Source organism: Citrobacter sp. TBCS-15 (assembly GCF_005280815.1).
Lineage (GTDB): Bacteria > Pseudomonadota > Gammaproteobacteria > Enterobacterales > Enterobacteriaceae > Citrobacter > Citrobacter werkmanii.
The window spans coordinates 227,974-254,141 of sequence record NZ_SZWK01000292.1 but is presented as its reverse complement, the minus strand read 5'-3'; the positions used below and the strand labels follow the sequence as shown (position 1 = coordinate 254,141).

Genomic DNA, 26,168 nt, shown 5'->3' with positions numbered 1-26,168 from the left:
GTTCCACTCTCCGCCGGCCTCGGGATTACTTTTTGTTGGGGCGAATCACAGGTGCTGCTTTATCCAGTACGCCGTTAACGAATTTATGGCTGTCTTCGGCACCGAAGGTTTTCGCCAGTTCAATCGCTTCGTTGATGGCCACTTTGTACGGCACATCGCTACGCTTAGACAGTTCAAACAGCGCAATACGCAGTACGGCTTTTTCAACCTGACCCAGCTCTTCCAGCAGACGAGACAGGTAAGGCTTCATTAATCCATCCAGGTACGCGCTGTTAGTCGCCACCCCGGACAGCAGTTCACGGAAATACAGAACGTCGACATCTTTAACGTCCTGTTCCGCCAGGAACTGGTATTCAACATCAGCGATGTCGTTCTGGGACAACTGCCAGGAGTAGAGCGCCTGGACGGCACACTCACGGGCGCGGCGACGAGCAGCAGGTTTCACGGATTTCCCCTTACAAAAATCAGGCCTTAATGGCTTTCAATACATTAATCATTTCAAGCGCAGTCAGTGCAGCTTCTGCGCCTTTGTTGCCGGCTTTCGTGCCAGCACGTTCGATGGCTTGTTCAATACTTTCGGTGGTCAGAACACCGAAGGCTACCGGAATGCCACTGTCCTGAGCGACATGCGCCAGGCCATTGCTTGCACCGCCAGCCACATATTCGAAGTGCGCGGTACCACCACGGATCACTGTACCGAGCGCAATCACAGCATCGTATTTACCGGTTTTCGCCAGTGCGTCAGCCGCCAGCGGCAGCTCATATGCGCCTGGAACCCAAACGACGGTAATGTTTTCATCTTTAACCTGGCCAATACGTTTCAGGGCGTCGATCGCACCTTCCAGCAGGCTATCATTGATAAAGTTGTTGAAACGCGCAATGGTGATGGCGACGCGAGCGTCCGGAGTAGCAACGTTAGCTTCAATAATGTTCATATTCTTCCTTCGGGTTCGATTTATGGCCCCGTAAGGGGGGCGGATTTTATCATAATATTCTGGGCGCTGCTTCCTCTAATTCAGAAAGCCTCACGCAGTGGTTAAATGCAGGCAAACGTCCGGGCCCACCTGGCGTATCTCGTTGAATTTGAAATGGGGGGCGTCGGCCAGTTTCTCAAGCCCTGGCAGCACACATAATCCTCGCGCATCACTGCCTAACAGTTTAGGCGCAACATACACGATTAGCTCATCCACCAAACCGGCCTGTAATAACGCGCCCGCAAGCGTTGGGCCAGCTTCCACCCAAATACTGTTAATTTGCTGTTTGCCCAGTTGCATCATCAACACGACCAAATCCAGATGCCCGTTATGTTCCGGTACCTTAATACTGCGAACTGACTCCGGCCAACTGCGGGTATCGTCTTTCGTTCGGATAATCCAGGTTTCTCCCGGCTGTTGCACAATACGGTGCTCCGGCGTGACCTGATTCTGGCTATCAAGGACAATGCGGATCGGCTGGCGCAGATTTTCCTGCGGGTAACTCGCCTGAGTTGACTCCCCAAGCTCCGACCAGCGCACGGTAAGCTGAGGATCGTCGGCCAGTACCGTCGCGCTGCTGGTTAAAATGGCATGGCTTTGCGCGCGCAGCCGTTGCACATCGCGGCGCGCCTGCGGCGAAGTGATCCACTGGCTTTCCCCGCTGGCCATCGCCGTACGACCATCGAGCGATGCGCCAAGCTTAAGCTGCAGATATGGGAAACCTGTACGCATGCGCTTGAGAAAGCCTTTATTAAGCTGCTCAACCTCGCTCATCATCAACCCGTGACTGACGTCAATGCCCGCCTGCTGCAAGCGATAGAGGCCACGACCTGCTACCTGCGGATTGGGATCCTGCATCGCGGCAACAACGCGTGCTACGCCCGCCGCAATCAACGCATCGCAGCACGGCGGCGTACGCCCATGATGACTGCAGGGCTCAAGCGTCACGTAGGCGGTTGCCCCTTGCGCTTTTTCTCCGGCCATGCGCAGGGCATGGACTTCGGCATGCGGCTCGCCCGCGCGGTGATGATATCCTTCACCGACGATCTCCCCATCCTTAACAATCACGCAGCCGACGTTGGGATTTGGGTGAGTAGTGAAACGTCCGCGCGCAGCAAGCTTCAGCGCGCGCGCCATGTACAATTCATCCTGCATGGCTTAGTCCTGTAGGCGAGCAATCTCTTCGCCAAATTCTTTGATATCTTCAAAACTGCGGTAAACCGACGCAAAGCGGATGTAAGCGACTTTATCGAGCTTTTTCAGCTGCTCCATTACCAGGTTGCCGATCATCTTACTCGGCACCTCACGCTCGCCAGTCGCTCGCAGTTGTGATTTGATATGGTTTAACGCCATTTCGACGTCATCTGAGCTGACCGGACGTTTCTCCAGCGCTCTGAGCATGCCGCTGCGCAGCTTATCTTCATTAAAGGGTTCACGCACATCGTTGCTCTTCACAACACGCGGCATGACAAGTTCAGCCACTTCAAAAGTGGTGAAACGTTCGTTACAGACCAGACACTGCCGACGGCGGCGTACTGAGGAGCCCTCGCCTACAAGACGAGAGTCAATTACCTTAGTGTCTACGGCGAAACAGAATGGGCAATGCATACGGCGTCCTGTACCTCAGTGGTTAACAGCAATCTATTTTACCCTGAACTGGCGTGACAACAAAGGCGCAGCGCTTTTGAGACAAAGGATCGATGCCTTCGTGCTCTGTGCACACTACCATTATGCTATCGCGACAATGAAGGAAGTAATCACAATGACAAGACGTTACCTAAGAATTCTCCTGGTGGGAAGCCTCTTTAGTCTTAGCGCCTGCGCGCAGCAAAGCGAAGTACGCCAGATGCATCAAAGCGTAAGCACGCTAAATAAAGAGATGACGCAGCTTAATCAGGAAACGGTAAAAATTACGCAACAAAATATGTTGAATGCCAAGTCGACCAGTGGCGCCTATCTGTTGCCGGGCTCCAAAACCCCTGCCCGGCTGGAGAGCCAGATCGGCACGTTACGTATGTCTTTGGTGAATATTGCGCCGAACGCCGATGGCACAAGGTTAACGCTACGTATTCAGGGCGAGTCCAATACGCCCTTGCCCGCCTTTAGCGCCACCGTAGAGTACGGGCAAATTCAGGGCACCACGGAGAATTATCAGGAAGTGAACGTTCAAAACCAACTGGTCAACGCCCCGGCAAGTATTCTTGCCCCTAGCGACGTAGACATTCCGTTGCAGATAACTGGTCTCTCCCCCGACCAGTTGGGATTTGTTCGCATCCACGACGTCCAGCCTGTTAGCCAATAAACTTTTTTGCGGAACGTTTTGTGCGTTCCGCAACATCACTCCGCTCCATTTTGTTACTCCCCTGACATAACCAATATTTCTGTTAAAACTTGGCAACATTCATGGGAGCCAGTACAATTCGCCGCCTAAAGTACGCAAACGTGAACGCAATCGATTACGTAAATGATAGAACTGTGAAACAAGACATATTTTTGTGAACAATGATTTTTATAATAGGCTCCGAAGAATTACGAAATATTTAGAAACGCAATTTGCGCATTTTTCACTCCCGAAAGGGATTTCAAACAGTGGCATACATATGAAAAAAACATTACTTGCAGCCGGTGCGGTGCTGGCGCTCTCCTCGTCTTTTACTGCCAACGCAGCAGAAAATGACAAACCGCAATATCTGTCCGACTGGTGGCACCAAAGCGTCAACGTGGTGGGCAGCTACCACACCCGTTTCTCCCCGAAACTGAACAACGACGTGTATCTGGAATACGAAGCGTTTGCCAAAAAAGACTGGTTCGACTTCTATGGCTACATCGATATTCCGAAAACCTTTGACTGGGGTAACGGCAACGATAAAGGTATCTGGTCTGACGGTTCCCCGCTGTTTATGGAAATCGAACCACGTTTCTCCATCGACAAGCTGACCGGTGCTGACCTGAGCTTTGGACCGTTCAAAGAATGGTACTTCGCCAACAACTACATCTACGATATGGGTGACAACAAAGCCAGCCGCCAGAGCACCTGGTATATGGGTCTGGGTACCGATATCGACACCGGTCTGCCGATGGGTCTGTCCCTGAACGTGTATGCTAAATACCAGTGGCAGAACTATGGCGCATCCAACGAAAACGAGTGGGATGGTTACCGTTTCAAAGTGAAATACTTTGTGCCGATCACCCAGGTTTGGGGCGGTCAGTTGACCTACATCGGCTTCACCAACTTCGACTGGGGCTCAGATTTGGGTGATGATCCGAACCGCACCAGCAACTCTATCGCTTCCAGCCACGTGCTGGCGCTGAACTACGATCACTGGCACTACTCCGTAGTCGCGCGTTATTTCCATAACGGCGGCCAGTGGAAAGGTGGGGATACCCTGAACTGGGGCGAAGGTGACTTCAGCGCGAAATCAACCGGTTGGGGTGGTTACCTGGTCGTAGGTTACAACTTCTAATCCAGACAATTTATCGCAGACAAGCCAGCTTAACCGCTGGCTTTTTTACGGCTGGTCTTCACAGCGTACTTTACGTAAAAAGTCACTTAGCGAGCGATCCGCCGATTCGCGAAAGTGCCTGTCGAGCGGCGTGATCTTCAGACAGCGATCAACGCGAAAGCAGCGATAATCGTCACGCTTCTCGCACCAGGCAACCAGTAACCAGTGCTCGCCCCAGAAAAATAATCCCAGTGGCTGAACGTCACGCCAGGAGAGATTCCCGGACTCGTCGCGATAATGCAGCGCCAGTACTTGTTGCGCCGAAACCGCGCGATGTATGAGATCGAAGGCACTGCGTGAATGTGGCTGATTACCAAAATCTGGCGCAAAAATCCGCGTTTGCTCGGCCCTGCGGCGACTCTCTGGCGGCAATATCGCCAGCACTTTTTCCTGCGCCGACTCCAGTGCCTGTGAAAGTGAATCCCCGCCCCATGTTTTCAGCAACCGAATCGCGACCATCAATGCTTCTGATTCGTGATGCGTTAACATCAACGGTGGCAGATCAAACCCGGCCATTAAGCGGTATCCGCTGCCCACTTCGCCTTCAATGGGCACGCCGGATAAAGAGAGATCGCGGATATCGCGATAAATCGTCCGTTCAGAAACTTCAAGACGTTCTGCCAGCAGCGCCGCCGTTGTCACTCGTCTGCCCCGCAGGATTTGTACGATCTGAAACAAGCGGTCGGCGCGTCGGGTCATTTTAATCCTCAGTCCTGAAAATATTACGCGGGTTGATGTAAACCAACACGATTGCCTTCACTGTCAGTAAATAGCGCAATCGTACCAATGTCCTGCCCCAGTTCGAGCGGGCCAAACACGCATTGACCACCAGCTGTGGCAACACGTTCAAGCGTGGCAGCCAAATTGTCCGTATGCAGATAAATAATAGCGCCCTGCGCTGAAGGCGAAATACCGTCAAATTTAGCCAGCGCCCCGCCGGGAGCAGGATCCTGATGCGGGAATACGGCCAGCTCGGCGCAGTCCATATTCTCCCGACGCAACGAAACCTGCATCACTGGCTCATAAAAAGCGATGGCGCGATCCATTTGTACCACGGGGATTTCAAACCAGTTAATTACGTTGTTCATACTTCCTCCTGCCTGTGTGGGTAATCTCAGAAGGACTATAAGACAGGGCTACTGACAGCATACTGTCAGTAGTGTGGCGACAGAAAAAGATAATGCTCAGTCGCTAAAGCACAAGCAAAAAAAATCCCGACCTTGCGATCGGGATTCCAGTTCTTACGCTTCACACGCTCTGCGTCGCTTAAGGCAGAATCGACGGTTGATCCGCCCCTTCTTTCTCGACCTTCTGCTGCAGCATGTGCTCACGCTTCATACCCAGCTTCAGCGCCAGCGCCGATGCCACGTAGATAGAAGACGCGGTACCGATGGAAACACCGATAAGCATGGTCAGCGAGAAGCCTTCCAGTACCGGACCACCGAACAGGAACAGCATCAGAATAACCATCAACGTCGTACCGGAGGTAATCAACGTACGGTGCAGCGTCTGAGTCAATGACACGTTAAAGATTTCGTAAGGCGTACCGCGACGAATTTTGCGGAAGTTTTCACGAATACGGTCAGAGACGACGATACTATCGTTCAGCGAGTAACCGATTACCGACATCAGCGATGCAACGATAGTCAGGTCAATCTCGATATGGAACAACGACAGGATCCCAAGTGTGATGATTACGTCGTGCGCCAGCGCGATAACTACCCCTGCCGCCAGTCTCCACTCAAAGCGGAAACCGACATACACCAGGATGGAGATCAGCGCCGCCATCAGCGCCATCGCACCGGTTTGCGCCAGGTCTGCGCCTACACTCGGCCCCACGAATTCAATTCGCTTCACCGCAGCGTTTTGGTTGGTGGATTCGTTAATCACACTCAACACTTTGCTACCCAGCACCTGACCGCCGTCAGCGCCTTCAGTTGGCGGCATACGCACCATAATGTCGTGGCTGCTGCCGAAGTTCTGCAGCAGCGGGTCAACAAAGCCCGCCTTCTCCAGCGCATCGCGCATCACGTCCATTTCCGCTGGTTTTTCCAGCGTGATTTCAATGACCGTACCACCGGTGAAATCGAGACCCCAGTTAAAGCCGCGCACGCCCATAATCACGATGGCCGCGATCAGCAGAAAACCTGAAATGCCGAAAGCCCAGTAGTCCCAGCGCATAAAGTCCCAGACTTTACGGCCGTGGTTCAATTGTTCAACAGTATATTCCTGTGCCACTTCGCACTCCTCAGATTGACAGCTTTTTGACGCGCTTGCCGCCATACAACAGGTTTACGATGGCACGTGTACCGACAATTGCGGTAAACATCGACGTCGCTACCCCAATACCGGTAGTAATCGCGAACCCTTTAATTGCCCCAGTGCCGACTGCGTACAGGATAATGACCTTAATCAGCGTCGTAATGTTCGCATCGAAGATGGAGCTAAATGCGCCGGCATAACCTTCATTGATGGCCTGCTGCACCGAACGACCGTTACTCAACTCTTCTTTGATACGTTCGTTGATCAGTACGTTAGCATCGACCGCGACGGCAAGGGTTAAGACGATCCCCGCAATCCCCGGCATACTCAGCGTGGCTCCCGGCAACAGCGACATAATGCCGACAATCAGCACCAGGTTAGCGATCAGCGCACTGGTCGCAATCAGACCGAACTTCTTATAGAAGAAGATCATGAACAGGATAGACACCACCAGACCGGCCAGACAGGCTTCCAGACCCTGTTTGATGTTCTGCATACCCAGGGTTGGGCCGATGGTACGTTCTTCAACAATCTGAATCGGCGCGATTAGCGCACCGGCACGTAACAGCAGAGAAAGCTGACGCGCTTCGTTCGGGTTGTTGATACCGGTGATACGGAAGCTGTTACCCAGGCGAGACTGGATGTTGGCGATGTTAATCACCTCTTCCTGTTTCACCAGCACGGCGCGACCGTTGGCATCTTTCTTACCGCTGTCTTTGTACTCCACAAACAAGGTCGCCATCGGCTTACCGATGTTGTCCTTGGTGAAGTTGGACATGATGTTACCACCCGCGCTATCCAGCGAGATGTTAACCTGCGGCTGATTGTATTCGTCCTGGCTGGAAGTGGAATCGGTGATATGGTCACCGGTCAGGATCACGCGTTTGTACAGCACAACCGGCTGACCTTCACGAGACTGTTTCACTTCCGAATCACCCGGCACGCGCCCGGACGCCGCAGCAGACTGGTCAACGTTGGTATTTACCAGACGGAATTCCAGCGTCGCGGTTGCGCCCAAAATTTCTTTCGCACGCGCGGTATCCTGAATACCCGGCAGTTCGACGACAATACGGTCAGCGCCCTGACGTTGTACCACCGGCTCAGCAACACCCAACTGGTTCACACGATTACGCAGAATATTGATGTTCTGCTGTACCGCATATTCACGGGCTTCGCTCAGGCGCGCATCGGTCATCACCGCACGCAGAGCATTACTGCCCTGGCTGGAAATAACCAGATCCTGGTGACGCTTGCTCAGATAAGAGATAGCTTCATCACGGGCGCTGCTGTCACGGAAGGTGATGCTCAGGCCGTAGTTATCTTCTTTACGAACGGTAGTATAAGGAATGCCTTTTTCACGCAGATCGCTGCGCAGGCTATCGATATTTTGTTCCTGCAACTTACTCAGCGCGGTGTCCATATCCACTTCCATCAGGAAGTGAACGCCGCCACGCAGGTCAAGACCGAGTTTCATCGGTTCTGCGTGAATGGCTGCCAGCCAGCGCGGTGTTGCCGGAGCAAGGTTAAGCGCCACGACGTATTGATCGCCCAGCACGCCCATCAGTACTTCACGTGCGCGCAGTTGGGTATCAGTGGAGTCGAAGCGCGCAAGAATAGCCCCCTCTTCCAGAGCCACAGACTTAGGTGTGATTTTATCTTCTTGTAACGTTTTCTGGACCTGGATCAGCGTTTGCTCACTGGCGGCGGCACCGCGCACGCCAGTGATTTGAACAGCCGGATCCTCACCATACAGGTTGGGAAGTGCGTAAAGCAGGCCGACGACAATGACGACGACCAGCATAATGTACTTCCACAAAGGATAACGGTTTAACACGGCAGTTCCCTTTGGGAAAACAATAAATTACAGCGCCTTCATGGTGCCTTTCGGCAGAACGGCAGCTACGAAATCACGTTTAATAACCACTTCAGTGGTGTCGTTCAGCGCGATAGCGATGTAGCCAGATTCTGCTACTTTGGTCACGCGACCCACCAGACCACCGTTGGTCAGGACTTCATCGCCTTTCGCAATGGAGTTCATCAGGTTCTTGTGTTCTTTGGTACGCTTTTGCTGTGGGCGCAGGATCATGAAGTAGAAAATCAGACCAAACACCACCAGCATCAGAATCAGAGACATCGGGCTGCCCTGCGCCGGAGCACCTGTTGCCGCTACCGCATCAGAAATAAAAAAGCTCATTCAAATTCCCTCATTATTAAAATTAATCAACGTTCACAGGTGGAACTGGTCGACCCTGACGTTGGTAAAAATCGGTCACGAAGCTCTCTAATTTACCCTCTTCAATAGCCTTGCGTAAACCCGCCATCAAACGCTGGTAGTAGCGAAGGTTATGAATCGTGTTGAGACGCGCGCCCAATATTTCGTTGCAACGGTCGAGATGATGCAAGTAAGCGCGCGAATAATTGCGACAGGTGTAGCAATCACACTCAGCATCGAGCGGACTGGTGTCGCTTTTATGTTTCGCGTTACGAATTTTTACCACGCCGTCAGTCACAAACAAATGACCATTACGGGCATTTCGCGTTGGCATCACGCAGTCAAACATATCGATACCACGACGCACACCTTCAACCAGATCTTCTGGTTTGCCGACGCCCATCAGGTAACGCGGTTTATCTGCCGGAATCTGTGGGCAAACATGCTCCAGAATGCGGTGCATATCTTCCTTCGGCTCACCGACAGCCAAACCGCCGACAGCGTAGCCATCAAAGCCGATATCTACCAGACCTTTGACGGAGATATCACGTAAATCTTCGTAAACGCTGCCCTGAATGATGCCAAAAAGCGCATTTTTGTTGCCGAGACTGTCAAAACGGTCGCGACTGCGCTTCGCCCAACGCAGAGACATCTCCATTGAGCGTTTAGCATAGTCCCAGTCGGCTGGGTACGGAGTACATTCGTCGAAGATCATCACGATATCGGAACCGAGATCGTATTGAATCTCCATTGACTTCTCAGGATCGAGGAAAATCGGATCGCCGTTGATCGGGTTGCGGAAATGCACGCCCTGCTCGGTAATCTTGCGGATATCGCCCAGACTGAAAACCTGGAAGCCGCCGGAATCGGTAAGGATTGGCCCTTTCCACTGCATGAAATCGTGCAGATCGCCGTGCAGCTTCATGATTTCCTGACCCGGGCGTAGCCACAGGTGGAAAGTGTTGCCGAGAATAATCTGCGCGCCGGTGGCTTCAACTTCTTCCGGCGTCATGCCTTTTACTGTGCCGTAAGTACCGACCGGCATAAATGCAGGCGTTTCCACTACGCCACGATCAAAAACCAGGCGGCCGCGACGCGCGCGACCGTCTGTGGTGTCCAGTTCAAATTTCATCTTAACTCCTGCGTCAGAAAAACAGTCCGACGTTAAATACTCATGCCGGAAATTTATTCCCCGACACGCTCAGAAATAGCCTGCGGATTGTACGTGATAAACATCGCATCTCCGTAACTAAAAAAGCGATATTCCGCTTTTACCGCTTCATGATAGGCGTGCATGGTGTTTTTATAACCAGCAAACGCAGAAACCAGCATGATCAGCGTCGATTCCGGCAGGTGGAAGTTGGTGACCAGGGCATCAATCACCTGGTATTTATAGCCTGGATAAATAAATATCTGCGTATCGCCGAAGAACGGCGCAATGAGATCGTTTTTGGCAGCCTGCGCCGCGCTTTCCAGTGAGCGAACGGACGTTGTGCCCACGGCTATCACGCGGTTGCCACGCGCTTTCGCCGCCAGCACCGCGTCAACCACATCCTGCGGCACTTCCGCATATTCAGAGTGCATAATGTGGTCTTCGATGGTGTCTACGCGCACCGGCTGGAAGGTACCCGCGCCGACGTGCAACGTAACGAACGCCATTTCAATGCCTTTATCGCGCAGTTTCGCCAGCAGCGGCTCGTCAAAGTGCAGCCCTGCGGTCGGCGCAGCGACGGCCCCCGGTTTTTCACTATATACGGTCTGGTACAGCTCGCGGTCGGCGTCTTCGTCCGGGCGGTCAATATACGGCGGCAACGGCATATGGCCGATGGCGTTGAGGATATCAAGCACGCTGCGTTCGTCGTCAAACGCCACTTCAAACAGCGCGTCGTGACGGGCGACCATCGTCGCTTTGATACTTTCATCGTCGCCCAATAGCAGCTCGGCACCCGGCTTCGGCGCTTTCGAGGCGCGAATATGCGCCAGAATACGTTTATCATCCAGCATGCGTTCGACCAGCACTTCAATCTTGCCGCCGCTGGCTTTACGGCCAAACAGACGCGCAGGAATAACGCGGGTATTGTTAAAGACCAGCAAATCGCCAGGGTTGAGCTTATCGAGCAAATCGGTGAAAGTACCGTGCGTCAGCGCGCCCGTCGGCCCGTCCAAAGACAGCAAGCGGCAGCTACTGCGCTCAGCTTGCGGATAGTGGGCAATCAGGGATTCGGGTAGTTCAAAGGTGAAATCGGTAACGCGCATGACACTGACTCAGACTAAAATAAGAGGCGGGTAGTCTAGTGCCGGGGCGTTCTCCCTGCAACCTTTACCCCTCTGGATAAACGTTTAACTATGAATTTTCTTGCACATTTGCATCTCGCTCATCTTGCCGACAGCTCGCTTTCCGGCAATCTGCTGGCCGATTTTGTTCGCGGTAACCCGGCAGCCAGTTTTCCCCCTGACGTGGTGGAAGGCATCTTCATGCACCGTCGTATCGACGTGATGACCGATAACCTGCCGCAGGTGCGTGAAGCCAAAGAGTGGTTTCGTAGCGAAACGCGCCGCGTCGCGCCAATTACGCTGGACGTGATGTGGGATCACTTTCTGTCGCGCAACTGGTCGGAAATCTCCCCAGACTTCCCATTAGCGGAATTTGTGCGCTATGCCCGCACCCAGGTGACCACGATTTTGCCGGAATCGCCGCCGCGCTTTATTAACTTAAACAACTATATGTGGTCAGAAAAATGGCTTGAGCGCTATCGTGACATGGATTTTATCCAGAACGTCCTGAACGGCATGGCCAGCCGCCGTCCGCGTCTCGATGCCCTGCGCGACTCATGGTATGACCTGGATACGCATTATGATGCGTTAGAAGAGCGTTTCTGGCAGTTTTATCCGCAAATGATGGAACAGGCGCGACATAAAACCCTTTGATGGTAACCCGCATAATGCGCCGGATAAGCAGTAGCGGTCATCCAGCAACAGATTGATAGACAAAACCTGTCTCATTGATTGCCAGCGCCTCTTTGTCTTATTCTCAAACACTCTCTATACTGGCCCGCGTTGCGTTCCAAAAAACCCTTAACATTGCAGGAGAATTATATGGTACTGGTAACTCGTCAGGCTCCGGATTTCACAGCAGCTGCGGTACTGGGTAGCGGTGAGATCGTTGAAAACTTCAACTTCAAACAGCATACCAACGGTAAAACCACCGTTCTGTTCTTCTGGCCGATGGACTTCACCTTCGTTTGCCCGTCTGAACTGATCGCATTCGACAAACGTTACGAAGAATTCCAGAAGCGCGGCGTTGAAGTTGTTGGCGTTTCTTTCGACTCAGAATTTGTCCACAACGCATGGCGTAACACCCCTGTCGACAAAGGCGGCATCGGTGCGGTGAAATACGCAATGGTTGCTGACATCAAACGCGAAATCCAGAAAGCCTACGGCATTGAGCACCCGGAAGCAGGCGTTGCTCTGCGTGGTTCTTTCCTGATCGACGCTAACGGCGTTGTTCGTCACCAGGTGGTTAACGATCTGCCGCTGGGTCGTAACATCGACGAAATGCTGCGTATGGTTGACGCGCTGCAGTTCCACGAAGAGCACGGCGACGTTTGCCCGGCACAGTGGGAAAAAGGGAAAGAAGGTATGAACGCGTCTCCGGACGGCGTGGCAAAATACCTGACCGAGAACGTTTCCAGCCTGTAATTGGCATGAATCGATCGAAAAAAGGCCCGTAATGCGGGCCTTTTTTATTGGTTTATGTCGGATTACCTTTTTTCACTTCACGCCAGATTCGCCACGCCATCAGCGCCAGGACGGCGACGCCAAGAATTAACGCCCCCCATACCAACAGCGTTTTCCACTGGCTTTGTTGCTCAGCTACTGAGGTTGCCGTCAGCCGCCCCTCACCGCCCAGAGTAACTGGTTCATCCTCCAAAGCCTGAGGCATTTTGTCAGGATCGTTGTGCTTACGTAACGCCTCTGGGATCAGCATCGCCAGACTGACGCTCGCGGGTTCCGCCGCTTTGTTCCCCCATGCCAGGATAAACGGGCTTTGGCCTTGTGCGTTAAAAATCACTTTATAGCTGTCGCGCTCCCCTCTCAGTACGGGTAAAGTGTCAGGCAAACGCGCCTGAAGCGTCGTCATCCGGACCGCCTCAACTAACTCACCGGAGAGCGGAATATTATCCGAATACTGATTTTCCAGATTGTAGAGAACCGTTCGGGTTAAAGGCTGCCAGGCGTCTTTTTCTCCCTTACGCCATTCAAGTTCAACCGGCAATACGCCTTCGTTATCCAGTGAAATCTTTAATGAGGTCAACGGTTGCGGCCTGGACCAGCGCCAAATCGCCTGGTTTTGGACAATTTTCTCCGCTTCAGCATCCATCGAAACAGGCCGGGTAAGCAGAGGCTCCTCACGGGTTATCGCACTCACTCCGGTCAGATTTAACGCAGGACTTTGCGAATCAAGAATCAGCAACAGCCAGGGGACGCCATCAGCAGACATGCGCAAATCATCGACGCCTAAGGTGTCCATTTTCAACCGGTCGTCGCTATGCGTCAGATCCATCAGCGGCGCATTTCCTGTCATCAACCTCCAGTCACGTAAATCTCGGCTGTAATAAAGCGATGCCGTTCCCTGCCAGTTTTTCGCAGGCGCATCCCAGTTTAAACGCAACTGGGACAGCGATGGCGTCTCTTTGACATCGTCTGGCAAGGCGATTAAATAACTCTGCCCGATGGATTGCAGGTTTTCACTTTCGAAGCGAATTTCGATGCCATTTTTAGCACGAAGCAGGACCGCGGGTCTTTCATCATCTTGCTTTGGCGTCACCTGTTGCACCGTAGAATCAAACGGAAAAAGGCGCAGAGGAATCGTTCTCGGGGACGTTGCCTGCGCTTTTTCTGCCAGTAGAGTGAAAGGCACCACATCGCCCTGGCGGTTGAACACTCTGATATCACGTAAGTCCGGCCAGACCGCCTCGTGATATACTTCTAATGGCAGAGGGAGGCTATACCATTGCTCTGAACCCGGCGTTAAGAGCTTCACGCCCTTCGCGTAGTCTGCTGGCGCATCCGTAGCCGTATTACTGCCCCACGCCGCGCTGGTTGCTCCTAACAGAGCACTCCAGAGAACCGCTTTAATCCATTTCATTTTTCTTCTCCAGCTTTGGGCGGTAAAGGTGAAAAATACCCGATAATCAGCACCAGAATGGCGACGCCGATAAACGCGACCGCACGCGCCAGACCACCGCCTCCCGCGCTATCCACCAACATCAGTTTAATTATGACTATCCCCAGCAAAACGGCGCCACACAACCATTCCTGCCGCGAGCGACGCCGGGTTGCCTGCAGCATCACCACCAATGCCGCCAGCATCCAGAACAGAGCAAAACAGGTTTGAATCAGCCGCGAATCCCACAGGGCGTGTACATTCCACGCAACTTCGCCATACCAGGACAATGCGCGCAGTAGCAGTCCATTAAGCCACCAAAAACCGAGCGCCATCAGCGCCACAACCGGCCATGGGCGGCACACCGAAAGCAGCACCGGGAAATAGCGTTCAGACACGCGATAAAACACGACCAACCCTAGCAGGGCAAAAGCTGCGCCCTCTTCCAGCGGGTTGAGCAACGGCAGATATGTCTGACGATAAACCACGCCATCCTGTAAATTCGTCAGCACGAGCAGACCGACCAGCACCAACGCAACAGGAACCATCGCCTGAACAGAATATAAGGCCGGCCAGATACGAAATGGCCAGAGCCTGCGTTGAACAGCTTGATAAACCAGGAAAATCAGCAATCCGCCAGCCGCCATCATCAGGCCGCTTCCCCACGCGGTTCGCCCCCACGGTAGCGCCTGGGCGAACCAGAACAGCTCAACCGCCAGCGCCAGTACAATCATCCAGAAGAACGACAAATGTGCCAGCCGGGAAAGCGTTGGCGGTAATATCGGTGCGTCACGCCAGAGCAGCGCCACTGCAACAATTAGCGCCGCACACCAGGCCAGATTCGGCCAGCCCGCGGCAAAAATCTGCTGCAAAGAGATCTGATACATCAGCATCACCAGCATCGTCGGCCACAACAGCCATTTACTGGCATCCAGCTCCCACCATGCCAGGCGACCAGCAATCGTTCGCCAGCCCCAGACCGATACCGCCATTAATGCCAACACGCCAGAGAGCACCCACCGCTCCTGCTTCAGGATGAGCTGCGAAACTGCAACGAGTGCAATAATCCAGAAAAGCAAACCGCCAGCGAGTAGCCCCCAACTACTCTGTATCCGAATGTTGCGCCATAGCCATGCGGCAGCCAGCCAACTGAGGCTAAGCACGGCAAATATCAGCATCACTGAGAGCGCAGTTATGCCGTTCGCCAGCGCCCATAGCGCGCTGCCCACGGCCAGCACGAGCAGCGCCGTACCGCTATAACTCATGCGTCGTTGCTGCTGTTGGATACCCAGCCAGAGGATCCCAAGTCCCTCCAGCGACCAGGCCATCGCCGTCCAACGGGCTGAAAGCGCCAGCGGGATAGCCAGGGTGGTAAATGCGCCGCCAAGCGCCAGGGCGGACAATACCAGCGGTCTTCCCAGAGAAGATGAGCGCCGCAACGCAAGCGTCGCCAACACCAGATAGAAACCACCGTAGCCCAGCGCGCTGAGCGCCGGACCATATGCCATATGCCGGGTAATGGCATACTGCATGCCAAAACCTACCAGCGGAGGGGCAAACAGCAGCACGCCATCAATAATCTGTTTGCCTTTTTCCTGCGCCCGAAGGGACAGCGCCACGCTCAGCACGCCAAAAATAATGGTGTTGGCGATCAGGAACAGTTGGCAGCTCAGATAATACTCAGGTCGATAGTCCTCCAGCCCCCACAAACCGCCAACGCCAAAGGTAAACAACAGGCCGAGCAGATTCAGCTCCCGCCAGTGCTGCCAGATGCTAATAGCGAGAATACCGACCGAAAGCAGAAGATAGAAAGAGAAGAGCGCGACATGACTGCCGCCGCCGGAGGAAAGCAGCAGCGGCGCGAGATAGCCGCCAAGGCTGGCCAGCATCGCCAGGCTGAGTGCCTTTTGCAAAATAGCCAGACCCACGCTCGCCGCGCAAATCGCCACCAGTAGCGCAAATGCCAGCGTCATGGGCAGCATTTGCCACAGCCGGAACGCGCCAAAGACGGTGAGATAGAGTGCCCCCGTAGCCCCGCCCTGTAGGATCAGCGCATAGACCGGTTGCTTATGCCGTAACCGCCAGCCCAGCGCCAACAGGACAATAGCAAACAGCGCGGTCGCCACCAGGCGCAGCTCAAGCGGGAACAGAGAATGTTCGACGGTGTAACGCAGCAGGAAAGAAAGCCCCAGGAACAGGAGCAATATGCCGAGCTTTGCCAACGGGTTGCCCTGCATAAACCAGCGCACCAGCGATGATATCACCCCGCCAAAAGCAGAAGGTCGCTCGACGCTGGGCGTGGAAATTACCGCTTTATCCGGCGTCTGCTGTAAAGACCACGGGCTAACGGGTTCAAGGGTCGGTTCAGTGTCTGGTTCCGGCGCCACGCTGCTAATCGCAGCCGTTTTCGCATCGACAGGAAGACTCTTTGTTGCAGCCGTTGGCGCATCGGCGATGGCCTGTACCACAGACTCCGGCGCCACACCGCGCAGCTCAAGTTCCTCTACCCGACGGCGCAAGGCCGCCAGCTCAGAACGTACCGCCGCACTGCGTTTGTATGCCACGATAGCGAGACCAGGAACCACTACCAACGCAAAGAATAAAACAATGCAGCCAAGGGTTAGCAGCTCATCCATGTTTCCACCTTCACTGTGTAAAGACAGACCAGAATGACACAAATTGTTGCAGCTGTGCCATATCTGTTAACACTATGACCCGCTTTTCAGAAAATACAATCAGCCCCTGCGTTTGGCCAGGGGCTGTGAGGAGGGATTAAAACGCGAAGCAGGAACACCCCAGCGCGCCCCAGAAAGCCCGATCATCTGACACCGGAATCCCCGACTTACGCGCGATATCATGCTGATGACCGTGTACACCGCAGCTGCCGCAGCACTGGTGCATCTGTACCATTGCGCCAATTTTCGCCGCAGCAGGCGGCGCTGAGCGATAGTGCCCCGGCACCTTCACCACCGGCGACCAGTCCGGCACAATCGGAATGGCTGGCGGCGCCAGCGGAGTGAAATGCCCGGCTGCGTACACGACTTTACCATCGACAATAGTCATCACCGACTCGATGCCTTTGATCTCTTCTTCCGGCACGCTGAAGTAATCTTTAGACAGCACCACCAAGTCGGCCAGTTGATCTTTCTCGATACGCCCTTTCTTACCCTGTTCGCTGGAGAACCAGGCGCTACCGGCCGTCCACAGTTCCAGCGCCACATCGCGCGGCAGGCGATTGTTATCATCATACATCGCCATACCACCAACGGTACGGCCAGAAACCAGCCAGTACAGCGCGGTCCACGGGTTGTAGCTGGCCACGCGTGTGGCGTCAGTCCCCAGCCCTACCGGAACATCAGCCGCCAGCATTTTCGCCACCGGCGGCGTATGTTTGACCGCGTCTTTGCCATAGCGATCGACAAAATATTCGCCCTGGAACGCCATACGGTGCTGAACCGCTATCCCGCCGCCCAGCGCTTTTACGCGCTCGATATTGCGTTCGGTAATCGTTTCGGCGTGATCGAAGAACCAGTGCAGACCATTGAACGGGATATCGCGATTCACCTTCTCGAACACATCCAGCATGCGGCTAATGGATTCATCATAGGTGGCATGCAGACGGAACGGCCAGCGGTGCTCCACCAGGTGGCGAACCACGCGCTCCAGCTCATCTTCCATACCTTCCGGCAGATCCGGGCGTGGTTGCAGGAAGTCTTCAAAATCAGCGGCCGAGAAGACCAGCATTTCCCCTGCGCCATTAGCACGGTAGAAGTCGGTGCCCTGTCCAGGCTTGAGCATATCAGTCCAGCGTTCAAAGTCCTCCAGCTCCTGCTTCGGACGCTGAGTAAACAAGTTATAGGCGATGCGCACCGTCATCTGCTTGTTGGCGTGCAACTGCTCAATGATCTCATAATCTTCCGGGTAGTTCTGGAAGCCGCCACCCGCATCGATGGCGCTGGTCAGTCCCAGGCGGTTCAGCTCGCGCATAAACTGGCGGGTCGAATTGACCTGCATTTCCAGCGGCAGCTTTGGCCCTTTCGCCAGCGTCGAATAAAGGATCATAGCGTTGGGTTTGGCGATCAGCATTCCAGTCGGGTTGCCGTTGCTATCACGCACAATCTCACCACCTGCCGGATCCGGCGTCGCTTTGGTGTAGCCGACGGCTTTCAATGCGGCGCGATTCAGCAACGCTCTGTCGTAGAGATGCAGAACAAATACCGGCGTATCTGGCGCGGCTTCATTCAGTTCTTCCAGAGTTGGCATGCGCCGTTCGGCAAACTGGAATTCGCTCCAGCCCCCCACCACGCGCACCCATTGTGGCGACGGTGTTCTGTCAGCCTGCTCTTTGAGCATGCGTAGGGCATCCGCCAGCGACGGTACACCTTCCCAACGCAGTTCCAGGTTGTAATTCAGACCACCGCGAATCAGATGCAGGTGTGAATCATGTAAGCCGGGGATCACCGTATGTCCTTGCAGATCGACAATCTGCGTCCCTTCGGCGGCCAAGCTCATGATCCGATCGTGGTTACCGGTCGCCAGGATCTTCCCGTTGGCGATCGCTACCGCCTCGACCTGTGGGCTTTGTTTGTCGAGAGTATGAATTTTTCCGTGAGTCAGAATCAGTGTGGCAGTTTGCGACATAACAATCTCCTGAAAAACCGGTCAGGCTTTTTTCAGCCATCCGGCAAACAGACGGGTTACGATGGGCATCCAGAACCAGACCACCAGCGCAACCACACACGCATCATTGATAAGATGCAGGAGTAACGAGCCCTTCATTGCAGGCAGCACAATGCCGGTCAACCACGGCACCAGGTTAGTGCTGGGAAAAATCACCAGCAGAGTGATCAGGAACTGTTTCCAGCGCCTGGGCTGGCGTACATGGGGCGCGGGCGGCGTAAACCAAAACGCCGCTTCGGTACGAATTTCGGTTTTATCACCTTCTGCCAGCAGCGGAGCTATCTCTTCCACCAGCACACGACGCGTATCGGACTGGGTCCAGTTGTACAGATGCTCCAGCGTGTCGAAGCGGATAATAATGTTCCACAGATTCTCGCCATCCGCAGGGCGAATCACATTCGCTCCGAGATGACCGGGAAACTCGGCCGCCACCGGCATGATTTTCCCCAGCCATTGCTCATACCGCTGCGCCTGCTCAGGCTGCAGGGTATGGGTAATCACCAACGTAACATGTTTGTTCTGCGCCATGAAGGATTCCTTGTTGAAGGAGAATGGCGGGATAGCCCGCCATCAATATCAATACACGAGATCTATAACGATGCATTCAGGCAGCATGAAGGATGCCGTGTATTCAGGCTTTACGTTCCGGCGCGCCGTGCACCATGGTATAGGCGTAATCCACGCCCATACCGTAGGCGCCGCTATGCTCGCGTACCAAATCCATTACGGCGTCGTAGGTTTCTTTGCGGGACCAGTCGCGCTGGTACTCAAGAAGAACCTGTTGCCAGGTTACGGGGACTGCGCCCGCCTGCACCATCCGGTCGATGGAACGCTCGTGGGCATCCACAGACGTGCCGCCGGAAGTATCGGTCACCACATACACTTCATAACCCGCTTCCAGTGCCATCAACGCCGGGAAAGTCAGGCAGACTTCGGTCCACAGCGCGGAGATAATCAATTTCTTGCGTCCGGCCGCTTCCACGGCTTTCACAAACGCCGCATCTTCCCAGGAGTTCATAGACGTGCGTTCAATAGGTTTAACATCAGGGTGAACCGCTAACAATTCCGGCCAGATATAGCCGCTAAAACTTTTTGTTTCCACAGAGGTATATATCACCGGAACATTAAATATTTTGCCGGCTTTCGCTAATGCCACGGTATTATTTTTCAAAGTCTGGCGATCAATATTTGCCACACCAAATGACATTTGCGGCTGATGATCAATAAAAATCAGCGTAGAGTTTTGAGGATCAATCAGTTCCCGAATAGACATAACACACCTTCTTAATCAATGAGTTAAAAGGCAACGGTCTGTATCTGCCGTCAGCAGCAGGATCCTGAATCAGAAAGCTTGTTGAGTATAGCGGGAAATTTCTAACGAGTTATTAAAGAAAACTAACCATCCTGTGAAACTATTAATTCTGTGTTGCGATATATCCTAAACAACATCAAAAAAATGCGCATGACTCATCTAATTTATTCACTGGCATTGTTTTTCTTCATTAGGTACAACAGAGTAGTTTATTTTTCAGGATATTTTCTGCTTATGCGCATCAATCTGGATGTTTTGCTAATCCTCGACGCACTCGACAAACAGGGTTCATTTGCCGCAGCAGCCGAATCGCTGTTTAAAACCCCTGCGGCACTCAGCTATATGATTCAAAAGCTGGAAAGCGATTTGAATATCGAGCTGCTTGACCGCTCCGGGCACCGGGCGAAATTTACCGACACCGGGCTGATGATGCTGGAAAAGGGACGTTTGCTGCTGAGTGCGGCCAAAGATCTCGAAAAGCAGGCGGTACAGCTGAGTTCAGGCTGGGAAAAAGAGCTGGCGATTGCGCTGGACGACTCTTTTCCTTTCTCCACGCTGCTGCCCATTATTGATGAATTTCACGCGCTGAATAAGCAAACCCGTCTGAGTTTTACCCACCATACGCTGGCGGGCTCCTGGGAGGAGCTGACCCATAATGGCGCAGACATCATTCTGGGGGCGATTAATGAACCGCCAACGTCAGCGGCCTGGTCCTACAAAATGCTCGGCACGCTGGATAATGTATTTGTCGTGGCACCCGAACATCCGCTGGCCGCCGCGCCGGACGGCCTGACAAACGAACAGCTGTGCCTGCATCGGGCCATTGTTATCAGCGACAGCGCCCGCTTTTGCCATCCGCTACAAACCAATCTGATGGAAGAGCAGGCGCAGATTCGCGTCGATGACTTCCACAGTAAAGTGATGTTACTGCGAGCCGGCATGGGCTGCGGATTTCTTCCCCGCCACATTGCCAGCCCGTGGCTTGCCACAGGCGAACTGGTGGAAAAAACGGTCATCTCATTTCGCCAAAAAGATGTGGCCTACATGGCATGGCGCAACAGCCGCGATGGGCTGGCGCAGCGCTGGTGGCGAGAAACGCTGCTGGCAAGCCCGGAGATTGCACGCTTGTATCAATGACCCATCCACACCGAGGCGGAGATCGCCGGCAGCGTCAGGATATCGTCAGCGAGCAGGCCGTTACCCTCTTGGTGCTGCCATTGAGCGACACGCAGTAGTGGCGAGACTGGCAGGACCACTTCGCAGGCGTGGCCACGGTTAATCGCCACCAGCACGCGCTGGCGGTTGAGTACCCGCACAAACACGACCACGTTATCCTCGGCGTAAATCACCTGACAACCGCCATGGCGTAACGCCTGGCTTTGATGGCGTAATTTAGCCAGCCGCTGATACAGCGCCAGCAAGGTAGTGTCCTGTTTTTCAGCTTGCCACGGGAACGGCTTACGACAGAACGGATCGTTATTGCCGTCCAGCCCCACCTCATCACCATAATAAATACACGGCACGCCAGGCCAGGTAAACAGCCACACCACCGCCAGCGGTAAACGCGCCACGTCTTTGCCAAGCAACGATTTAAAACGGGCGGTATCGTGGCTGTCGAGTTGATTGAACATCCGCAGTTGCTGCTGATGCGACAGACCCGCGCGGTAGTTATCCATCCACGCCATACAGGTTTGGGCATCAATAGATTGCGGGTCGTACGAGATATCAGTATTGGCCAGAAATCCCCAGATGGGGAAAGTAAAACCGCGATAGTTCATGGCGGCATCTTCCGCATCCGCCTGCAACCACTGACGCGCATCACCAAAATGTTCACCCACCACATACGCTTCAGGCTGGGTTTCTTTTGCCGCCTGCGTAATCCCCGCCACATGGTGCAGGTTGTTGCGCGCCCCGCCGCCCTCTCCCAGCATATGCACGACATCAAGACGCCAGCCGTCCATACTCCACGGCGCTTTCAGCCAGTGACGAACGATACTGTCTTCCCCGCGATAAATTTCATTGATCAGGCTTTGCGAACAAAAATCCAGCTTGGGTAGGCTGGCATAGCCCAGCCAGTCCAGCGCCACACCGTCGGCAGAGAAATGATACCAGTCACGCCAGGGGGAGTGCGGGTTGTAACACGCCCCATCCGTCCCACGGTTATGCCGATCAAACCAGGGGTGTGAATCGCCGCTATGGTTAAAGACACCGTCCAGAATCAGACGCATGCCCTGCTGTTGCGTGTTGTGGCGCAAGCGCAGCAGCGCGTTGTCGCCGCCAAACTGTGGATCAACATGACGGTAATCTTCGGTATCGTATTTATGCACGCTCGGCGCGGTAAACACCGGGTTCAGATACAGCGCCGTAACCCCTAACGTTTTCAGATACGGCAGCTTTTCGCTGATGCCGTCCAAATCGCCGCCATAAAATGTCGATCCTCCGGCCTGAGCGGTCAGTGGTTCATCCCACTCGCGACGCACGATGTCATGCCCGGCTGCGTGGTGATAATAGACGTTTTGAGCCGACTCACTCGACTGGCTGCGGGCAAAGCGGTCCGGGAAAATCTGATAGAAAATCTGGTCAGCTACCCACTGCGGACCGTTATCCGGCACATCAACAGCAAACTGCTCCAGACGCGCAGGTGGAAAACGACTGAATCCCTGCGGGGTAAACCACAGCTGACGATCGGGCCACAATAATTTAAAACTATAGCGCCGACGAGGTTGGCCGCTGGCAAGATCGATCGCCGCCCGCCACGCGGTTACGCCCGGCTGCGGCTGGCTGCGCAGCTTGTGCATACCCAGCGAAATTTCTTCGTTATCGTTTTCTGCACGTAGCGTCACCCGCTGAGGTGGATTTTCCCCCGCCAGCCATAATGTAATCGACAGTTGATCTTTGTTTTGCTTAACAAATGGGGCAACCGGAAGGTGCCAGGCGTTCAACATCACGTATCCCCTTTGATGAAAATGAAGCCACCTTGCCATAGCAAAGAGCAGGATCACTCATCATCTTAACGTTTATTGGGGGAGGAGTTCGGGGGAGGAGAAAATTGCCGGGCGACGCAACGCGTTACCCGGCAAAAAATTACTGTACTTCAGCCAGTTGACGCTCGCGGCGGCGTTTAAATACCCAGCCCACCAGCAGCAGGGCAATCCACGCGAAACCAACGTACAGTGAAATGCGGGTATCCGGATGGTAGCCGATAAGCGCGATGATAAAGACGAGGAAAATCAGGCCAACAACGGTCGTTGTCACCCCCCCAGGTACTTTAAATTTCAGCGCCTTGACCTCTTCCGGCGGCAGACGACGGCGGAAGGCAATCTGCGACAGCAGGATCATAATCCACACCCATACCGTGGCGAAGGTCGCCAGTGAGGCGATCACCAGGAAAACGTTTTCCGGCATAATGTAGTTAAGATAAACCGCAAACAGCAGCGCGATAGTCATCACCATCACCGTGACCCACGGCACGCCACGGCGCGAGGTCTTAGCGAACATTTTCGGTGCGCTCCCCTGCTCTGCCATACCGTGCAGCATACGCCCCACGCCGAAGACGTCAGAGTTGATAGCCGACAGCGATGCGGTCAATACGACAAAGTTGAGGATCCCGGCGGCAAAGGTAATGCCCATATGCTGGAACGTCAGGACGAACGGACTCCCGTCGGTGCCAACCTGGTTCCACGGGTAGATAGACATAATGACAAACAGCGTCCCCACGTAAAACACGAGGATACGCATCGGTACGGAATTGATAGCGCGCGGAATAGATTTTTCCGGGTCTTTCGCTTCACCTGCGGTAATCCCGATAATCTCAATCCCACCGTAGGCGAACATCACCATTTGTAGCGACATCACCATGCCGAGCCAGCCGTTGCTGAAGAAACCGCCGTTGCTCCACAGGTTATGGATACCGGTAGGTTGTCCGCCGTTGCCAATACCCCAAATGATGATGCCGAACCCGGCGACAATCATGATGATAATGGTGGCAACCTTAAAGAACGAGAACCAGAACTCCAGCTCGCCAAACACCTTCACACTCATCAGGTTGATGGCGCAAATAATCAGCACCACGCTGAGGACCCAAATCCAGTGCGGAACGGCAGGGAACCAGACCCCCATGTAAATGCCGAAGGCAGTAACGTCGGCAATGGCGACAATCAGGATTTCAAAACAGTAGGTCCAGCCGGTAATGTAACCCGCCAACGGCCCGAGGTTTTCCTGCGCGTAGCGCGAGAAAGAGCTGGCTGCGGGATTATGCACAGACATTTCGCCCAGCGCGCGCATGATGATATATGCAGCAGCGCCGCCGATAATATAGGCCAGCAACACGCTCGGCCCCGCCATTTTGATCGCGTCGGCCGAGCCGTAAAACAGCCCGGTGCCAATTGCCGAGCCTAATGCCATAAAGCGAATGTGCCGGGTGCTCAGCCCACGCTTTAGCTTGTTATTACTTTCCATCGATTCCTAACCTGTTAACACAATAAAAAAACCACGGGGCCATATTAATAGCCCCGTGGTTAAAACTTATTGTCAGTGATTAGTGCGCGCTGGAGGTCACTTGTCGACCCGCGGCGCGATCCCAGATAATTGCCAGGATCACCATCACGACTGTTGGCATCAACCACGCCAGCCCTTGTTCCGCCAGCGGTAAACGCTGGGTCCAGGCCGGTAACACGTCGCCAATTGCAGAAGCTTTAATGCCATCAAGGATACCAAAAATCAGGCTGATAAACATCGCAGGTGCAATGACGCGGGAAGAATTATGCCACCATGAGCGGGTAAAACTTAATACAACCAGTGCGATACATGGCGGATAGATAGCCGTCAGCACCGGAATAGAGATCTGAATCAGATGGCTCAGCCCCAGATTAGAGACCACCATCGAGAAGCCGCCGAGGATAAATACCAGCGTACGATAAGACAGAGGAACGTACTGGGCAAAGAACTCTGCGCACGCACAGGTCAGGCCAACCGCAGTCACCAGACAGGCGATGAAAATCAGCGCCGCCAGCAGGAAGCTTCCTGCGCCACCAAAGGTGTGCTGAACATACGCATGCAGAATCGCCGCGCCGTTAGCTGACTGATCGACCAGAATCGCACTATCGGAACCCAGACGGAACAACGCAAGGTACAGCAGCGTTAAGCCCACACCCGCCATCAAACCTGCCCAAACGGTGTAACGGGTCAGCAGACGCGACTCGGTAACGCCACGCGAGCGGGCGGCGTTAACGATAACAATACCAAACACCATTGCGCCCAGCGTATCCATGGTCAGATAGCCATTTACGAAACCATTCGAAAATGCTGCGGTTTGATAGGCTTCCATCGCATTGCTGATCGGGCCTGCCGGCCAGACAATCGCGGCGACAGACAGTACTACCAGCGCGAGAATTTTCAGCGGAGCAAGGAAGTTGCCGACGGTATCCAGCAGTTTGCCCGGATACAGAGACACCAGAATAACAATCGCAAAATAGACCACGCTGTAGATGAACAGCGGCAGCGCGGAATCACCGGTCAGCGGCGCAATTCCGACTTCGAAAGAGACCGTTGCGGTACGCGGCGTCGCAAACAATGGACCAACCGCCAGATAGCAAACGGTAGCCAGCAGCAACCCAGCAACCTTACCGATAGGCGTACTCAGGCTGTCCACACCGCCACCGACTTTCGCCAGCGCGACAACGGTAAGTACCGGCAAACCAACGGCGGTAATCAAAAAGCCAAAAGCCGCAGTCCAGACGTGTTCGCCTGCCTGCAAACCAACCATTGGAGGGAAGATGATGTTACCTGCACCAACGAACAGTGCAAATGTCATAAATCCCAAAGCGATAATATCGCGCGATTTTAACTGATGGGTCATAAAGTCTTACTGCCTGTGGATGTGGTGTTGAAAACAATAAATTTTTGCCTTTCCCTGGGGGACAATACAGCGGCATTTTTGCTCAATTCCAGCGGGAAACACTCCCGACCTGGCGCGGCGAAGAATAGTTTTTCGATTTACCGCGTAAATGCAGTCGGTATGACAGCATCTGGAGCGCAATTTAAACGCTTATAACGTTTT

Annotated in this window: 24 protein-coding genes; 5 read left to right on the top strand and 19 right to left on the bottom strand. The window is 53.9% G+C overall.

The window, feature by feature from the left end; all coding sequences use genetic code 11:
* Window positions 1–25: 25 nt before the first annotated feature.
* The 4 genes from nusB to nrdR form a co-directional block, all read right to left on the bottom strand.
* On the bottom strand, window positions 26–445 hold the full coding sequence (gene nusB, locus FDW96_RS18825; RefSeq protein WP_000801129.1) for a transcription antitermination factor NusB: 420 nt from the start codon (window positions 443–445) through the stop codon (window positions 26–28).
* 19 nt (window positions 446–464) lie between these two features.
* Window positions 465–935: a 6,7-dimethyl-8-ribityllumazine synthase gene (gene ribE, locus FDW96_RS18820; RefSeq protein ID WP_003021575.1), complete on the bottom strand. Its 471-nt coding sequence runs from the start codon at window positions 933–935 to the stop codon at window positions 465–467.
* Between the two features lie 90 nt (window positions 936–1,025).
* Entirely contained in the window at window positions 1,026–2,129 is a 1,104-nt protein-coding gene (gene ribD, locus FDW96_RS18815; protein WP_061381555.1) for a bifunctional diaminohydroxyphosphoribosylaminopyrimidine deaminase/5-amino-6-(5-phosphoribosylamino)uracil reductase RibD, read from the bottom strand.
* A gap of 3 nt (window positions 2,130–2,132) precedes the next feature.
* Window positions 2,133–2,582 (bottom strand): transcriptional regulator NrdR, encoded by a 450-nt coding sequence (gene nrdR / locus FDW96_RS18810; protein WP_016152032.1) that lies wholly within the window; start codon window positions 2,580–2,582, stop codon window positions 2,133–2,135.
* Window positions 2,583–2,736: 154 nt separating this feature from the next.
* Between nrdR and FDW96_RS18805 the strand changes: the two genes are divergently transcribed.
* Both FDW96_RS18805 and FDW96_RS18800 read left to right on the top strand, forming a co-directional pair.
* Window positions 2,737–3,276: a DUF3251 domain-containing protein gene (locus FDW96_RS18805; protein ID WP_042310122.1), complete on the top strand. Its 540-nt coding sequence runs from the start codon at window positions 2,737–2,739 to the stop codon at window positions 3,274–3,276.
* Window positions 3,277–3,574: 298 nt separating this feature from the next.
* On the top strand, window positions 3,575–4,438 hold the full coding sequence (locus tag FDW96_RS18800) for a nucleoside-specific channel-forming protein Tsx (protein ID WP_003021561.1): 864 nt from the start codon (window positions 3,575–3,577) through the stop codon (window positions 4,436–4,438).
* 45 nt (window positions 4,439–4,483) lie between these two features.
* Here the strand turns inward: FDW96_RS18800 and FDW96_RS18795 are convergent, their stop codons facing one another.
* The 7 genes from FDW96_RS18795 to queA all read right to left on the bottom strand — a co-directional run bounded on the left by FDW96_RS18795 (window position 4,484) and on the right by queA (window position 11,207).
* Complete coding sequence (locus FDW96_RS18795) at window positions 4,484–5,176, bottom strand: YafY family protein (RefSeq protein WP_061381554.1); 693 nt, start codon at window positions 5,174–5,176, stop codon at window positions 4,484–4,486.
* A 23-nt stretch (window positions 5,177–5,199) separates the two neighbouring features.
* Window positions 5,200–5,565, bottom strand: a complete 366-nt coding sequence (locus FDW96_RS18790; protein WP_079225242.1) for a VOC family protein — start codon at window positions 5,563–5,565, stop codon at window positions 5,200–5,202.
* A gap of 178 nt (window positions 5,566–5,743) precedes the next feature.
* Window positions 5,744–6,715 (bottom strand): protein translocase subunit SecF, encoded by a 972-nt coding sequence (gene secF / locus FDW96_RS18785; RefSeq protein WP_038638190.1) that lies wholly within the window; start codon window positions 6,713–6,715, stop codon window positions 5,744–5,746.
* Between the two features lie 10 nt (window positions 6,716–6,725).
* A complete protein-coding gene (gene secD / locus FDW96_RS18780) occupies window positions 6,726–8,573 on the bottom strand; it encodes a protein translocase subunit SecD (protein ID WP_071888113.1) in 1,848 nt (615 codons plus the stop codon).
* A 27-nt stretch (window positions 8,574–8,600) separates the two neighbouring features.
* Window positions 8,601–8,933, bottom strand: coding sequence for a preprotein translocase subunit YajC (gene yajC / locus FDW96_RS18775; protein WP_003021544.1), 333 nt, complete (start codon window positions 8,931–8,933; stop codon window positions 8,601–8,603).
* Between the two features lie 22 nt (window positions 8,934–8,955).
* Entirely contained in the window at window positions 8,956–10,083 is a 1,128-nt protein-coding gene (gene tgt / locus FDW96_RS18770) for a tRNA guanosine(34) transglycosylase Tgt (protein WP_003021535.1), read from the bottom strand.
* A 53-nt stretch (window positions 10,084–10,136) separates the two neighbouring features.
* The gene (queA, locus tag FDW96_RS18765) at window positions 10,137–11,207 is read right to left on the bottom strand and encodes a tRNA preQ1(34) S-adenosylmethionine ribosyltransferase-isomerase QueA (RefSeq protein WP_038638182.1); all 1,071 of its coding nucleotides are present in this window, start codon (window positions 11,205–11,207) and stop codon (window positions 10,137–10,139) included.
* A 90-nt stretch (window positions 11,208–11,297) separates the two neighbouring features.
* Here queA and acpH point away from each other — a divergent pair, with 90 nt between their 5' ends.
* Together acpH and FDW96_RS18755 are read left to right on the top strand one after the other, a co-directional pair.
* A complete protein-coding gene (acpH, locus tag FDW96_RS18760; RefSeq protein WP_042310128.1) occupies window positions 11,298–11,879 on the top strand; it encodes an ACP phosphodiesterase in 582 nt (193 codons plus the stop codon).
* Window positions 11,880–12,047: 168 nt separating this feature from the next.
* On the top strand, window positions 12,048–12,650 hold the full coding sequence (locus FDW96_RS18755; RefSeq protein ID WP_003021524.1) for a peroxiredoxin: 603 nt from the start codon (window positions 12,048–12,050) through the stop codon (window positions 12,648–12,650).
* Between the two features lie 52 nt (window positions 12,651–12,702).
* Here the strand turns inward: FDW96_RS18755 and FDW96_RS18750 are convergent, their stop codons facing one another.
* The 5 genes from FDW96_RS18750 to FDW96_RS18730 all read right to left on the bottom strand — a co-directional run bounded on the left by FDW96_RS18750 (window position 12,703) and on the right by FDW96_RS18730 (window position 20,071).
* Window positions 12,703–14,100 carry a DUF3999 domain-containing protein gene (locus FDW96_RS18750; protein WP_137366126.1) on the bottom strand — a complete coding sequence of 466 codons (1,398 nt, stop codon included), beginning with the start codon at window positions 14,098–14,100 and terminating at the stop codon, window positions 12,703–12,705.
* Entirely contained in the window at window positions 14,097–16,754 is a 2,658-nt protein-coding gene (locus tag FDW96_RS18745) for a DUF2339 domain-containing protein (protein WP_137366125.1), read from the bottom strand. The genes FDW96_RS18750 and FDW96_RS18745 overlap by 4 nt, the downstream gene beginning before the upstream one ends.
* A 136-nt stretch (window positions 16,755–16,890) precedes the next feature.
* Complete coding sequence (locus FDW96_RS18740) at window positions 16,891–18,759, bottom strand: amidohydrolase (RefSeq protein ID WP_137366124.1); 1,869 nt, start codon at window positions 18,757–18,759, stop codon at window positions 16,891–16,893.
* A gap of 21 nt (window positions 18,760–18,780) precedes the next feature.
* Window positions 18,781–19,326: an antibiotic biosynthesis monooxygenase gene (locus FDW96_RS18735; RefSeq protein ID WP_079225253.1), complete on the bottom strand. Its 546-nt coding sequence runs from the start codon at window positions 19,324–19,326 to the stop codon at window positions 18,781–18,783.
* Window positions 19,327–19,429: 103 nt separating this feature from the next.
* Complete coding sequence (locus tag FDW96_RS18730) at window positions 19,430–20,071, bottom strand: hydrolase (RefSeq protein WP_042310138.1); 642 nt, start codon at window positions 20,069–20,071, stop codon at window positions 19,430–19,432.
* A gap of 273 nt (window positions 20,072–20,344) precedes the next feature.
* On the opposite strand from FDW96_RS18730, the gene FDW96_RS18725 reads away from it, so the two are divergent.
* Window positions 20,345–21,247 (top strand): LysR family transcriptional regulator, encoded by a 903-nt coding sequence (locus FDW96_RS18725; protein ID WP_137366123.1) that lies wholly within the window; start codon window positions 20,345–20,347, stop codon window positions 21,245–21,247.
* On the opposite strand, the gene malZ is transcribed toward FDW96_RS18725, so the two are convergent.
* The 3 genes from malZ to brnQ form a co-directional block, all read right to left on the bottom strand.
* Entirely contained in the window at window positions 21,241–23,055 is a 1,815-nt protein-coding gene (gene malZ / locus FDW96_RS18720) for a maltodextrin glucosidase (protein WP_042310143.1), read from the bottom strand. The genes FDW96_RS18725 and malZ overlap by 7 nt on opposite strands.
* 139 nt (window positions 23,056–23,194) lie before the next feature.
* Complete coding sequence (proY, locus tag FDW96_RS18715; protein ID WP_042310145.1) at window positions 23,195–24,568, bottom strand: proline-specific permease ProY; 1,374 nt, start codon at window positions 24,566–24,568, stop codon at window positions 23,195–23,197.
* Window positions 24,569–24,647: 79 nt separating this feature from the next.
* Window positions 24,648–25,967 (bottom strand): branched-chain amino acid transporter carrier protein BrnQ, encoded by a 1,320-nt coding sequence (gene brnQ, locus FDW96_RS18710; protein WP_038638153.1) that lies wholly within the window; start codon window positions 25,965–25,967, stop codon window positions 24,648–24,650.
* Window positions 25,968–26,168: the final 201 nt, after the last annotated feature.